This window comes from uncultured Mailhella sp. (assembly GCF_947631555.1).
Lineage (GTDB): Bacteria > Desulfobacterota > Desulfovibrionia > Desulfovibrionales > Desulfovibrionaceae > Mailhella.
In genome coordinates, this window is record NZ_CANRLT010000072.1 from 1 (window position 1) to 12,627 (window position 12,627).

Below are 12,627 nucleotides of genomic sequence, written 5' to 3' on the forward strand. Positions count from 1 at the left end.
CTTAATGTTGGTGTCCACCATGGTGTCCCAGTCGTCCAGGCTGCAATCCCAGCCAGGTTCCAGCCCGCGTGCCCCGCCCGCATTGTTGACAAGAACATCGACTTCATTCCAGCCATCGGGGAGCTTTCCCAGCGTCGCAGTGACGGCTTCACGGTCGCGCATGTCGAGAGGGATGGGCAGGAAGCGCTCACCGAGTTCCTGGTGCAGGGCCTCGAGGCGTTCCCTGCGGCGTCCCGTACCGCTGACCTTCCAGCCGTGAGCTGCAAAAAGCCGTGCCGTGGCGAGTCCGAATCCGGCCGTAACGCCGGTGATGAGAATATGTTTGGGCATGGGGAGTCTCCTTTTGCGATGTATCCATAGTCTAGCGCTCCTGAACATGCAGTGCAAGCCGCTTTTCTTGACGTAACGCACTCCGCCCATTAAACATGGCGGTGAGTTTTTATTCTTGGGGAGAAAGCTATGCAGGAGCGTGCCACAGAATGGAGCCTTGAGGCTTCGGAGCACAGCCGGACACAGGAACAGGAGACGCAGGACAAGGCCGCCCTTGCCGAGGCGGAAAAAAGGAAGGCAGCCGCCTCTTCCGTGTTCTGGTCTGCGCTGCTTACGGCCATCAAGCTGGCGGCCGGTATTTCCACCAACAGTCTGGGTCTGCTTTCCGAGGCTCTGCACAGTACGCTGGATCTTGCCGCTGCGGGCATCACCTGTCTTGCCGTGCGCGTCTCCTCCCAGCCCGCAGACGAGGAGCATCCCTACGGCCATGGCAAGGCCGAAAGTCTGGCGGCACTGGCGGAAACGGGACTTCTGCTCGTGACCTGCGTGTGGATCGTTGCCGAAGCCGTGGAACGCCTGTGCTTCGGAGCCGCTCCCGTGGAACCTTCCTGGTGGGCCTTCGCCGTGGTCTGCGTCTCCCTGCTTGTGGATATTTCCCGTTCCGCCATGCTGCGCCGCGTTGCGCGGAAACACAAGTCGCGGGCGCTGGAAGCAGACGCCATGCACTTCACAACGGACATCTGGTCCTCCGCCGTGGTGCTGGGCGGACTTGTCTGTGTTTCCCTCGCCTCCTTCACCCCCGAAGGCTCCGAACTTGGCAGCGTACTCACCCATGCCGACGCCGTGGCCGCTCTTGGCGTTGCGGTCATCGTGCTCAGGGTGAGCTGGAGCATGGCGAAAAACGCCGTCCTGATTCTCATGGACGCCGGAATGAACGACGAGACCGGACGTATCCGGGCGGCTCTTGCCGCAGGCGCTCCCGCCTATGCCGTGCGCGGCCTGCGTGTGCGCGAGAGCGGTGCCAGATATTTCGTGGATCTGGTGGTCACAGCGCCTTCCAGTCTGCGAGTGGACGCGGCTCAAGACATTACGGCCATGCTGGAAAACATCGTGCGCGGCGTGCTTCCCCAGGCCGAGATCTCCGTACAGATGGAGCCTGAGGACGAACGGCGCGACCTTTATGCCACTTCCTACCGTCTGGCCTCACTGCACCGCTTGATGATACACAGTCTTCGGCTGGTGACACAGGACGACGGTATGCATGCGGAAGTACACGTCGAATTGCCTGCGGACATGCCGCTTCAGGAAGCCCACGCCCGTGTGAGCGCCTACGAGGAGGATCTCTGCCGGCGTGTGGGCGCTGCCTATGTGGTTTCGCACATTGAACCGGAACAGCCTGTTTGCTCCGCCTCCCGCCACGCCGTGGATCACGGACTGGTCGAGCGGACGGTCTGCGCCTGCACCGCACGTTCCGAACTTCGTTCCCCGCATCGCATCTATCCCAGAACCAGCGAGGAGGGGACGTCGGTGACGTTCCACTGTCTCTGCACGACGGCAGAGACTGTGGCCACCGCCCATGAAAAGGCGGCGCAGCTGGAAGCGGCCATAGACCGGGAACTGCCCGACCTTGTTCGCGTGACCATCCATGTGGAGCCTGCAGGAGAAGATCGGTGAAGGCATTTCTGCTCAGGGGCGGCGTCCGCGTGGGATTGTCGCTCCTGCTTGTGTCCATCGTGTCCACACAGTTCGGTTCCGTGTGTGCGAAGCGGCTGTTCGCAGTGGCCGGGCCGGACGCTGCGGCGGCTCTGCGTCTCATCTGCGCGACATTGGTACTCTTCGCCGCACTCAGACCGTGGCGCGATGTTCCCCGCCTTGGGGGATGGAAGAGCGTGGTCATCTACGGCGTCTGCATCGGCCTGATGAACAGCTTTTTCTACCAGGCCATCTCGCGCATTCCACTGGGCATAGCCGTGGCCATAGAGTTTGCCGGGCCGCTGACTGTGGCGGTGGCGGCGTCCCGATGCCGGCAGGACTTGTTCAGCGTCTTTTTGGCGGTGTCCGGACTCTTGCTCATTCTTCCATGGAACAGCGTGGATGCCTCGCTGGATGCTGCCGGGATCGTCTTTGCCGTTCTCGCGGGCGTGTGCTGGGGCTGTTACATCATTTTTGGACGCCGCGCGGGAGGGCAGGCCGGAACGGTGGCCGTAGCCTGGGGAATGCTCGCCGGTGCGCTCATTGTGACGCCCTGGGCGGCGGTGAGCAGCGGCTTTCTGCTCTTCAATCAGACCATGCTGAAGCAGGCTCTGCCGATGGCCGTTCTGGTGGGCACGCTGTCTTCGGCTTTGCCCTACGGACTGGAAATGGTCGCCCTACGCCTCGTACCGCAGCAGGCCTTTGGGGTGATGATGAGCCTGGAACCTGCTGCCGCAGCGCTGTTCGGCTTCGCTCTGCTGAGTGAGGCGTTGTCCCTGCGTCAATGGACGGCCATAGGTCTTGTCGTGGCTGCGTCCATTCTCGTGACCCGGAATCCCGGACGCTCCTGACGGTAAGTCACCCCTGAGTTTTTCTTGGGGGAAAGGGAAAAGGCTTCCATCGCCTCACTCAGAAACCTTGCAGAAAGTCCCCTCAGGCCGCGTTTCTGTACGGTTCGGAACAGCCTGCGTTAAATGACATGCCCTGAAAAAGCGGAAAGCATTCTTCAGGGCATGGTGTGGGGTTATAAAAGTGGATCAGTGGTTCTGCTTGCGCAGGAAGGTCGGGTTGTCTTCATCCTCAATGATGAATTCGTTCCCAGTCCCCTGCTGTTTCTTCATCCTGTCCTGATAGCGGATATAGGTAGGGATTTCCGTGTCGTCATGTTCGCCTTCGTAGTGACGCGCCTGACGTTCCAGAATCTCCTTGGGGTCGTGGCGGCGATGCCCTGCTGAGCCGGAAGTGACAACAGGAGGAACGCCGTTGTTTACAGTGATGACCTTGCCTTGTTCCGCAGTCTTTTTTTGAGGATCCGCTTCAATGCCCGTGGCAATGACTGTGATGCGTACCTCATCGCCGCAGTTTTCGTCCGTGACCATGCCGAGGATGATTTCCGGAGCCTCGCCGTCGGGAGATTGGGCGGACTCGTTAATGAAGGATGCGGCGGCGTTGTATTCGTCTATCTCCAGATCGCCGTTGGAGGTGATATTCACCAGCATGGCCTTGCAGCCGGCGATGGACAGGCCTTCGAGCAGCGGGCTGGTGATGGCGCGTTTGGCGGCTTCCAGAGCGCGGTTTTCTCCGGAAGCGCGGCCTTCGCCCATGAGGGCCAGGCCCTGATTGCCCATGATGGTGCGTAGATCGGCGAAGTCTGTATTGATGATGCCGGCCTTGGTGATGAGATCAGTGACGCCGCGCACGGCGTCATAGAGTACATCGTCGGCCTTTTTGAACATTTCCGCAATCTTGGCGTTTTTGGGCGCTATGGCAAGCAGCCGGTCATTGGGAATGATGACCAGGCTGTCCACATTCTGGCGCAGTGTCTCGATGCCCTCGAGCGCTGCCTGCATACGTTTTTTGCCTTCGAAGCTGAAGGGCTTGGTGACAACGCCAACCGTAAGGGCATTTTTTTCCTTGGCGACCTTGGCAATGACAGGTGCAGCCCCGGTGCCGGTGCCGCCGCCCATGCCCGCGGTGACGAAGACCATGTCGGCGTCTCCGATGGCGTTGCGGATTTCTTCTATGCTTTCTTCGGCGGCGTTCCGTCCCACGTCAGGGCGAGCCCCGGCGCCGAGACCACGGGTAAGTTCCTTGCCGAGCTGGATATGAAATTCCGCGAGGGAACGGGAAAGCGCCTGCATATCGGTATTGGCGCAGATGAAGGAGACGCCTTCCAGCTCGGCGTTGACCATGTTCTGGACGGCATTGCCGCCGCCGCCGCCCACACCGATGACCTTGATCTTGGCAGCCTGACTGCTATCCGGAATCAGATCCATATTCTATCACTCCAGAATGTTGCAGAAATTATCTGATATCGCTGAACCAACGCTTCATACGCTCCCACACGGTATGGAACATACCGGATTCGCCTGACGAACCTGAGGATCTGGCGAAGCGCGGAGGCGTTTCCGTCTCCTTTTCCGCGCCGTAGAAGAGCAGTCCCACAGCCGTTGCAAACTTGGGATTGTTGACTACGTCTTTCAGACCGCCCACGTTGCGCGGATAGCCGAGACGGGCGGGCATCTGGAAGATGTCTTCCGCAAGTTCCACACAGCCGGGGATAAGTGCCGTGCCGCCCGTGAGGACAAGACCGGCACCGAGCTGCCGCCGGAGACCCGAACGCTCAAGCTCCTGATAGATGAGCGCGAGAATCTCTTCCATGCGCGGCTCGCAGATTTCCGCCAGCACACTGCGCTCCACGGTGCGGGCGGAACGCCCGCCGACGCCGGGCACTTCGATGACTTCATCGGGGCGTACCAGATTCGTTAGCGCACAGCCGTGCTTGATCTTTATCCTGTCTGCCGCAGCAAGTGAGGTGCGCAGGCCAAAGGCGATGTCGTTGGTGAGGTTGTCTCCGCCCAGTGCCACCGCTCCAGTGTGCTTTATGGCCCTGTTCACGAAAAGTGCGAGGTCGGACGTGCCGCCGCCGATATCGACGATGGCCACGCCTATTTCGCGTTCTTCTTCCGTAAGTACGGATTTCGAGGAGGCAAGAGATTCAAGAACGATGTCTGAAACGTCGAGGTCGCTTCTGGTGCAGGAGCGAATAATGTTCTGTGCGGAAGTGACAGCGCCGGTCACAATGTGGACGTTGGCTTCGAGACGGACGCCGGACATGCCGATGGGGTCGGCAATGTCGCGCTGGTCATCAACGATATAGCCCTGGGGCAGGATGTGGATGACCTCCCGATCCATGGGAATGGCCACGGCCTTGGCCGCATCCAGCACCCTGTCCAGATCCTGCCTGGTGACTTCGCCGCCGCCCTTGATGGCGATGACGCCATGACTGTTCACACCCTTGATGTGGCTGCCCGCGATGCCTGCATAGACGGACTTGATCTCGCATCCAGCCATGAGTTCGGCTTCTTCCACGGCCTTGCGGATGGACTGGACGGTCTGGTCGATATTGACCACCACACCCTTGCGAAGCCCGTGAGAAGGACTGGTGCCTATGCCTACGATGTCAACGCCGTTCTCGGTAGGTTCGCCGACCACGGCACAGATTTTGGTAGTGCCGATGTCGAGTCCGACGATAAGTTCTGATCTTGGCATAGGAAAACTTTCCCCCCTGTGCGGACTGGCGATCCTGTTCCCGAAAATCGCCCATTAATACGGAGACAGAAAAAAAACAGCACAAAAACGGCAAATTGTCCAGCTTTTTTGCCGTGAATCGGCATTTAGGAAAAACGTATCTCGCCGAGATGAACTTTACCTCTTTCTTTACTGCGCTGGAACTTCGGCAGGTTCACCTGTATTTTTCGTCATCCAGACCTGTCCGTCGGCGGCGCGTATACTTGTAACCATGACGGTTTCCTTGCGTTTTTCTATGTCTGTAACCACGGACGCTATACGTTTGAGATTGTCCTTCCAGTGTTCTGTTCCTATGCTGAGCCGCAGCTTCCTGTGTTCCCAGTAAAGCTCGAAGCCGCTTCCAGCACTGATTCGTATCCAGGAAATCTGTGAAATATCGAAGGGAAATCCCGCGTGCTGAAATTCTTCCACAAATTCGGCCACCAGCGGCAGGGAGTCTTCGCCGCCAGGTCCAACCTCCAGCACGGGCAGGGAGCGGAAGTTTTCAGCTTTCACGGGCGCGATGATTTCACCTTTTTCGTTGATGTAATAGAGCGTGCCGTCCTTGCGCGCACAGAACCGGGGAGCACGTTCCCGAATCTCGATGACAAAACTTCCGGGAAGTTCCCTGCGGATGGAGACATGTTCTATCCACGGGTTTTTCATGAGCGTCCGCTCGGCGGCCTGAACATCCACGGACAGGCTGTTCATCCCCTCTTCAAGACGACAGGCCTTCAAAATTTCTTCGGTTTTTACCTGACTGTTGCCGGATATTTTAATGCTGGAAACGGCGAAGGAGTCGCTTGTCAGAAAGAACTCATAGCATTTGAGCAGACCAAGAGCCACGCCTGCGAGCAGGCCGCAGAGAAGTAGAACGGCACCGCCCCAGGCCGCGAAACGCCGCAGTCCCTGCGCATTGAAGCGGACGGAAGGCAGGGGCAGCCGGACAAGGACTTTCATGTTTTTCTTCCGCAACTCTCCGGAGCGCCGGTTTTTGTTGCCGGCAGGAGTTTTACCCTTGCCGGAAGATCGGCGCGTGGAGGTATAGCTGTTGCGTCTGCGCTCGTTTCTGTTCAGGAAAGACATGGCCATACCCTCACTTCCAGATCCAGCGTCACGCCGAAGCGTTCCTTTACCCGCTGCCGGGCTTCCGCGATGAGGGCGAGAGCGTCCGCACTGGTTCCCAGTATACCTGAGCGCACATCGTGGACGAGGAAATTCGCATGGACGGGCGAAAAGAAGAACGCGCCACGGCGGACACCCTTCATTCCTGCGGCGTCGAGGAGCCGGCCGGCAGAGTCTCCCTCAGGGTTCTTGAACACACAGCCCGCCGTGTGTTCGCGGAGGGGCTGGTTTGCCTTCTTGCGCCGGAAGTTTTCTCTGAAGACGGACTTCAGCGCAGGGGGCGTAGACACATGCAGGGCAAGTACGGCGGAGAGGATCATGAACCAGGAACAGTCTTCCTTGAGGCAAAAACGGCGATACGCGCTCTTCCAGCCATCAGGACGGAGGATGTGCACACCTCGTTCCGGCGTGAACACCGTGAGCGAGCGCAGAAGAGGGGCGACACTGCACCCATAGGCTCCGGCGTTCATGGCTATGGCCCCTCCCACACGGCCGGGCACGCCCACGAGTCCCTCCAGGCCGGCCAGGCTATGCCTGACGCACCAGCTCAGAAGATGCGGTACGCGCATCCCAGCATCCACGCGAAAGAGCAGATTGCCTTCCGTTCCGCAATGTTCTGACTCGCGACCCAGGGGCTGCGGTTCGTCCTTGTCTCCCGTTCCGATTAAAGGGCGTACCACCACAATGGGCAGTTCTCCATCCTCAATAAGCAGATTGCTTCCGCCGCCGAGAACATGCGGAGATCCTCCGATCCGCTTCAGCGTTTCAGGCAGACGGGAAAGCTCTTCCAGCCGTTCGAGGCGCACTGCCGCAAGGGCGCGGCCGCCCAGACGGAGCGTGGTCAAGGGGGCGAGAGCGGGGCGGTCTTCGATAATCACGCGAGCTTCTCCAGAACACGGGGGCCAACGGTGGTGACACTGCCCGCCCCCTGCGTGATGAGCAAGTCGCCCGGACGCAGCTCCGCGGCCAGGGCGTCCACGATCTCATCGAAGCCGGGTTTGTAGGTCACTTCGGTTTTGGAGACCTGCCGTATGCCCATGGCCAGATTGATGCCGTTGATGCCCGGGATGGGTTTTTCGCAGGCGGGATAGATTTCGGTGAGGAACAGCTTGTCCACCTGTTCGAAGGTCTGACAGAACTCACCGAAGAGCGCCTGTGTGCGGCTGAAGCGGTGCGGTTGGAAGACCATGACGAGACGCCGCCCGGGAAAGACCTGCCGGGCTGTGCGGATGGTAGCCTGAATTTCCGTGGGATGATGGCCGTAGTCGTCAATGACGGTGATGCCGTTCTTCTCACCCTTGGGTTCAAAGCGGCGGCTCACGCCCTTGAATCCGGCGAGACCAGCAGCACATTGCTGCGCGGGGATGCCCGCCTGCAGGGAAACGCCGATGGCCGCCAGCGCGTTCAGAATGTTGTGTCGTCCTGGTTGGGGCAGAAAGACGTTTTCGAGGATTTTTTCCTCAGTGCCACCGTGGGAGCGTAGCCAGACATTGAAGCGGCTGAACACGCCGCATTCAAGCATTTCGCCGCGGATGCGGCAGTCTGCGCCGAAGCCGTAGGTGATGAACGGACGCTTGATGCGCGGGATAAGCCGCTGTACGCCCGGGTCGTCGCCGCAGATCACGTTCATGCCGTAGAAGGGCACCTTGTTCATGAAGGTGGCGAAGGCTTCGTCGATGGCCTCCTGCGTGCCGTAGTGGTCGACATGGTCGTAGTCCACGTTGGTGACAACGTTGATGATGGGGAAGAGGCAGAGGAAGGAGCCGTCGGATTCGTCCGATTCGGCAATGAGGTATTCGCCCTGACCCAGATGGCCGTTGGCGCGGTAAGCGTTGAGCAGACCGCCGATGATGACGGTGGGGTCGAGTCCGGCACTGCCGAAGATGGCCGCGGTGAGCGAGGTTGTCGTTGTCTTACCGTGCGTACCGGCCACGGCAATGCCCGTGCGCAGGCGCATGAGTTCGGCGAGCATTTCGGCACGGGGGATGACGGGGATGCCGCGTTCGCGGGCGGCGCTGACTTCGGGATTGTCGTCAGGAACGGCGGAGGAACGCACCACGACCTGCGGGTCGTCCAGGTTTTCAGCGGCGTGCCCCGTATGGATCACGGCTCCGAGCCGGCGCAGGCGCTCCACCGTGGCGCTGTTGGAAATGTCTGAACCGTGGACGGAATAGCCAAGATTGAGGAGAACTTCGGCGATGCCGCTCATGCCGGAACCGCCGATGCCTATCATGTGGATGGCGCGGATTTTGTTGTTCATAGGCTGTCCGAAGTGGCGTTGAAGGGTGGACACAGGGAGAGCAGTTCCGTGGCCACGGCGTCTGCGGCTTCAGGACGAGCCAGGGAGAACGCGCCGCGGCGCATGGCGTCAAGGCGTGCGCTGTCGCGGTAAAGATCGATGATGAGGGAAGCGAGCCTGCCTTCGCCAAGCAGGGCTTCCGCCTTTTCCTGTGGGAGAAGCAGACCGCCTCCGGCCTGTTCCATGGCTCTGGCGTTGGCCGTTTGATGGTCATGAGCGGCTTGCGGGAAGGGCAGGAAGATAGCAGGCGTGCCTGCTGCGGCAAGTTCGGCCATGGTTGTGGCCCCAGCCCGGCACAGGGCCAGACGAGAGGCAGCGTAGGCCCCGGCCATGTCGTGGATGAAGGGCTTCACCATGAGGTCGGTCTCTTCGGGAGAACAGCCCGCGTCGAGATAGCCTTGGCGCACGGTTTCGTATTCGTTTTTGCCCGTCTGATGCAGGATACGGACACCCGCAGCCCGAAGTTCCGGCAGCATGCGTACCACCAGCGTGTTGATGGCCCGCGCCCCCTGCGAACCGCCCATGATGAGCAGTACGCCTTCTTCCTTTGCCGGGCGTTCCTGCCTGCCGAGGGCAGCGATGCCGGAGCGGATGGGATTGCCGGTGAGAACGCAGCGTTCGGGCGGAAAGCCGGCGTTTCCTCCAGGCTGTGGCCAGGAAAGGCAGATGCGGCGAACCAGTTTCCCCAACAGTTTGTTGGCAGCTCCCGGTATGGCGTTCTGTTCGTGCAGGGCGCAGGGGCAGCGGAGCAGCCATGCCGCGAAAACCGCGGCGAAGGCCGCGTAGCCGCCGAAGCCCATGACGGCGTGGGGCTGGAAGGCACGCACCACACGCATGGCCTGACCTATGCCCGTACTCATGGCTGCACATGCGGAAAGAGCCTTCAGTCCGCGGCCGATAAAACCGCGCACAGGAAGGCCGACAAAGGCAAGCTCGGCCTTTTCCGCCAACTCTTTTTCCGGCCCGTACAGGCCGCCGATGAACAGGAGTTCGGCATCGGGATGACGGCGGCGCAGGGCTTCGGCCACGGCCAGAGCCGGAAAGATGTGACCGCCCGTTCCGCCTGTGGTGAGGATGATGCGAAGAGCCATGAGTTACTCCCGTGCCGTGCGTGAGTAGTTGAGCAGAAGCCCCACGCAGATCATGTTGGAAAGCAGACTGCTGCCGCCGTAGCTGAAGAAGGGCATGGCCACGCCCTTGGGCGGGATGGAACCGAGGATGACAGCCAGATTCAGCAAAAAGCTGAGACCGATGACCAGCGTAAGCCCGTAGGCACTGAGGCGGTCGCGCAGGTCTTTCTGTCCCAGCGCCACACGGTAGCAGCGATAGAGGAAAAGCGCAAACAGCACCATGATTACCGTGATCCCCACGAAGCCCACTTCTTCACCGATGACGGAAAGGATGAAGTCGTTATGTGCTTCCGGAAGATAGCCGGTCTTCTGGATGCTGCCGCCGATGCCCTTGCCGAAGAAGCCGCCGCTGCCCAGTGCGTAGAGGCTCTGCACAATCTGATAGCCCGCACCCTTGGCATCCTGAAAAGGATCGAGAAAGGCCATGAGCCGGGCCATTCGGTACGGGGCAACGGCGATGAGTCCGGCCACGAGCAGCGCCGTGAGGATGAGTACGGAGACGAGATACCAGCCGCGTGTCCCTCCGGCCAGACACATGAAGAACAGCAGGGCAAGCATGATGATGGTGCCGCCAAGGTCGGGCTGAAGGATGAGCAGGATACAGACGGTCAGCGTAATCAGGGACGGGGGCAGAAGACCACGGCTGAATTCTTTAATCATGGACTGTTTGGAACTCATGAAGTAGGCGAAGTACAGCACGAGGGCCACACGGGTGAACTCCATGGGCTGGAGCATCATGAAATGCAGGTCGAGCCAGCGCTTGGAACCGTTGATGGTAGGACCGATGAGCAGACACAGGAGAAGCAGGATGATGACCGAGAAGATGCCCACATAGTGCAGCCGGTTGATGAAGCGGCGGGGAACCCAGCAGAGCCAGGCCACGATCACGCCGCCGAGCAGCATGGTGATGAGCTGACGGTGAAAGAAATGGTAGGTCTCACCGTAGGTGCGCTGACTGGCGGGGCCGCTGGCCGTGAGTACGGCGAGAAGGCCGAAGCAGAGCAGCAGGAGAAAGAGCGCGACCAGCCACCAGTCAACGGGGCCGAAGGCCAGTTCCTGCGCATCGGTGTTTTTTTTGCGGCGGACGTTCATCAGTGCTTCTCCCGGTTCAGTACCAGATCGCGGAAGCGATCGCCCCGGGCACGATAGTTTGCGAACTGGTCAAAGCTGGCCGTGGCGGGAGCGAGAAGCACGACATCCCCGGATTGCGCCAGGGAGCCGGCGCGGGCGAGGGCCTTGTCCAGAGTCTCGTCCCAGGTGACGGGAACTGTGTCCTTCCAGGCTGGTTCAAAATGTTCGCGTGCTGCGCCGTAGAGAGCGACAGCCTTCACATGTTCACGGAGCAGGGGGCGCAGACCCTCCAGGTCGCCGCCCTTGAACTTGCCGCCAGCGAGCAGGATGACCGGCCTGTCAAAGGACGCAAGGGCAACGTGCAGGGCTTCTACGGTGGTACACTTCGAGTCGTTGACGTAGCTCACGCCGTCAATATCCGCAATGTGCTCGAGACGATGGGCGATGGGCTTGAACGCACGCACGGCCTGTGCCGCTTCTTCCCGCGTGGTTCCGAAGACCGAGGCCGCCAGGAACGCCACTTCCGCATTGATCTGGTTGTGTGCGCCGATGAGCCTTGTGTCGGGGAAGGCGTGCGTATTCTGAGGGAAGAAGATCACACGGGATTTCAGGGTAAAGCGGCCGGGCAGGTCGCTCATGGAAGGCGGAAGAATGGCCAGATCTCCATTCTCCTGACAGGCAAAAAGCTGCATTTTCGCTTCAAGGTATTCGTCCATGTCCTTGTGGAAGTCAAGGTGGTTCGCAGAAAGGTTCAGCAGCACGCCCACGCGGGGATGCAGGGTGGAGCAGGTCTGCAGCTGGAAACTTGAGAGTTCGAGGACAATGACGTCGGCCTTCGGTGCGCCCTGAAGCCGGGAAAGGACATATTCTGAAAGCGGTACACCGATATTGCCGCCAGTGAAAACGCGCAGTCCGTGCGCTTCCAGCATGGCCGAACACAGACTGGTCGTGGTGGTCTTGCCGCTGGTTCCGGTCACGCCAATGACAGGCTCATCTTCAAGCTGACGCCAGGCCCATTCGGTCTCCGCCATGATTTCGGCATGGGAGCCGTCGGCGTGCACGGGCAGCAGCGGTTCGATGGCCGCCTTGGCGGCGGCGGGACTGGGAACGACCAGATCCACGTCTGCGAAATATTCCGGCCGGTGTTCCCCTCCGAAAACGGGAATGCCCGCGCTTTTCAGCCATGCGCAGAAATCCGCGGGAAGATTTTCGGGATGCAGCTCCAGCAGGCGAACATCCACGCCCAAAGCGTGGAAGAGACGGACGGCGGCGCGGCCGCTGCGTCCGCCTCCGATGACGGCGGCATGTGCATAGGGGAAGGTAGGGGCTGGCATGGCGTACCTCAGCGCAGTTTGAGCACGGACAGTGAAATGATGGACAGAAGTACGGAAACGATCCAGAAGCGCACGATGATCTTGGATTCAGGCAGGGGATGTTCGCCCTTCTGGAAGTGATGGTGCAGCGGCGTCA

General features: G+C 60.3%; 11 protein-coding genes and 1 pseudogene. 2 read left to right on the forward strand and 10 right to left on the reverse strand.

Annotated elements, in window-relative coordinates:
• The coding region (locus tag Q0Z94_RS09270) for an SDR family NAD(P)-dependent oxidoreductase (RefSeq protein ID WP_298069041.1) at window positions 1-330 on the reverse strand (330 nt) is incomplete at its 3' end.
• A gap of 129 nt (window positions 331-459) precedes the next feature.
• Between Q0Z94_RS09270 and Q0Z94_RS09275 the strand changes: the two genes are divergently transcribed.
• Both Q0Z94_RS09275 and Q0Z94_RS09280 read left to right on the forward strand, forming a co-directional pair.
• Complete coding sequence (locus Q0Z94_RS09275) at window positions 460-1,944, forward strand: cation diffusion facilitator family transporter (protein ID WP_298069043.1); 1,485 nt, start codon at window positions 460-462, stop codon at window positions 1,942-1,944.
• Entirely contained in the window at window positions 1,941-2,813 is an 873-nt protein-coding gene (locus tag Q0Z94_RS09280) for an EamA family transporter (RefSeq protein ID WP_298069045.1), read from the forward strand. Before Q0Z94_RS09275 ends, Q0Z94_RS09280 begins: the two co-directional genes overlap by 4 nt.
• A gap of 186 nt (window positions 2,814-2,999) precedes the next feature.
• On the opposite strand, the gene ftsZ is transcribed toward Q0Z94_RS09280, so the two are convergent.
• The 9 genes and pseudogenes from ftsZ to mraY all read right to left on the reverse strand — a co-directional run.
• On the reverse strand, window positions 3,000-4,238 hold the full coding sequence (gene ftsZ, locus Q0Z94_RS09285) for a cell division protein FtsZ (RefSeq protein ID WP_298069047.1): 1,239 nt from the start codon (window positions 4,236-4,238) through the stop codon (window positions 3,000-3,002).
• A 28-nt stretch (window positions 4,239-4,266) separates the two neighbouring features.
• Window positions 4,267-5,514 carry a cell division protein FtsA gene (gene ftsA / locus Q0Z94_RS09290; protein ID WP_298069049.1) on the reverse strand — a complete coding sequence of 416 codons (1,248 nt, stop codon included), beginning with the start codon at window positions 5,512-5,514 and terminating at the stop codon, window positions 4,267-4,269.
• A 168-nt stretch (window positions 5,515-5,682) separates the two neighbouring features.
• The gene (locus Q0Z94_RS09295; RefSeq protein ID WP_298069051.1) at window positions 5,683-6,492 is read right to left on the reverse strand and encodes an FtsQ-type POTRA domain-containing protein; all 810 of its coding nucleotides are present in this window, start codon (window positions 6,490-6,492) and stop codon (window positions 5,683-5,685) included.
• 113 nt (window positions 6,493-6,605) lie between these two features.
• Window positions 6,606-7,535, reverse strand: a complete 930-nt coding sequence (locus tag Q0Z94_RS09300) for an FAD-binding protein (RefSeq protein WP_298069053.1) — start codon at window positions 7,533-7,535, stop codon at window positions 6,606-6,608.
• Entirely contained in the window at window positions 7,532-8,917 is a 1,386-nt protein-coding gene (murC, locus tag Q0Z94_RS09305) for a UDP-N-acetylmuramate--L-alanine ligase (RefSeq protein ID WP_298069055.1), read from the reverse strand. The genes Q0Z94_RS09300 and murC overlap by 4 nt, the downstream gene beginning before the upstream one ends.
• The gene (gene murG, locus Q0Z94_RS09310; protein ID WP_298069057.1) at window positions 8,914-10,047 is read right to left on the reverse strand and encodes an undecaprenyldiphospho-muramoylpentapeptide beta-N-acetylglucosaminyltransferase; all 1,134 of its coding nucleotides are present in this window, start codon (window positions 10,045-10,047) and stop codon (window positions 8,914-8,916) included. The genes murC and murG overlap by 4 nt, the downstream gene beginning before the upstream one ends.
• A 3-nt stretch (window positions 10,048-10,050) precedes the next feature.
• Window positions 10,051-11,178 carry a putative lipid II flippase FtsW gene (gene ftsW, locus Q0Z94_RS09315; protein WP_298069059.1) on the reverse strand — a complete coding sequence of 376 codons (1,128 nt, stop codon included), beginning with the start codon at window positions 11,176-11,178 and terminating at the stop codon, window positions 10,051-10,053.
• Window positions 11,178-12,491: a UDP-N-acetylmuramoyl-L-alanine--D-glutamate ligase gene (murD, locus tag Q0Z94_RS09320; RefSeq protein ID WP_298069061.1), complete on the reverse strand. Its 1,314-nt coding sequence runs from the start codon at window positions 12,489-12,491 to the stop codon at window positions 11,178-11,180. Before murD ends, ftsW begins: the two co-directional genes overlap by 1 nt.
• 8 nt (window positions 12,492-12,499) lie before the next feature.
• Window positions 12,500-12,627: pseudogene (gene mraY, locus Q0Z94_RS09325) on the reverse strand (phospho-N-acetylmuramoyl-pentapeptide-transferase); the annotation flags it as partial.

Bases quoted from the DNA above. Each gene is read 5' to 3' on its own strand.
- ftsZ (WP_298069047.1), bottom strand. From the start codon at position 4,238: ATGGATCTGATTCCGGATAGCAGTCAGGCTGCCAAGATCAAGGTCATC.
- murC (WP_298069055.1), bottom strand. From the start codon at position 8,917: ATGAACAACAAAATCCGCGCCATCCACATGATAGGCATCGGCGGTTCC.
- ftsA (WP_298069049.1), bottom strand. From the start codon at position 5,514: ATGCCAAGATCAGAACTTATCGTCGGACTCGACATCGGCACTACCAAA.
- ftsW (WP_298069059.1), bottom strand. From the start codon at position 11,178: ATGAACGTCCGCCGCAAAAAAAACACCGATGCGCAGGAACTGGCCTTC.
- murD (WP_298069061.1), bottom strand. From the start codon at position 12,491: ATGCCAGCCCCTACCTTCCCCTATGCACATGCCGCCGTCATCGGAGGC.
- murG (WP_298069057.1), bottom strand. From the start codon at position 10,047: ATGGCTCTTCGCATCATCCTCACCACAGGCGGAACGGGCGGTCACATC.
- Q0Z94_RS09275 (WP_298069043.1), top strand. From the start codon at position 460: ATGCAGGAGCGTGCCACAGAATGGAGCCTTGAGGCTTCGGAGCACAGC.
- Q0Z94_RS09295 (WP_298069051.1), bottom strand. From the start codon at position 6,492: ATGAAAGTCCTTGTCCGGCTGCCCCTGCCTTCCGTCCGCTTCAATGCG.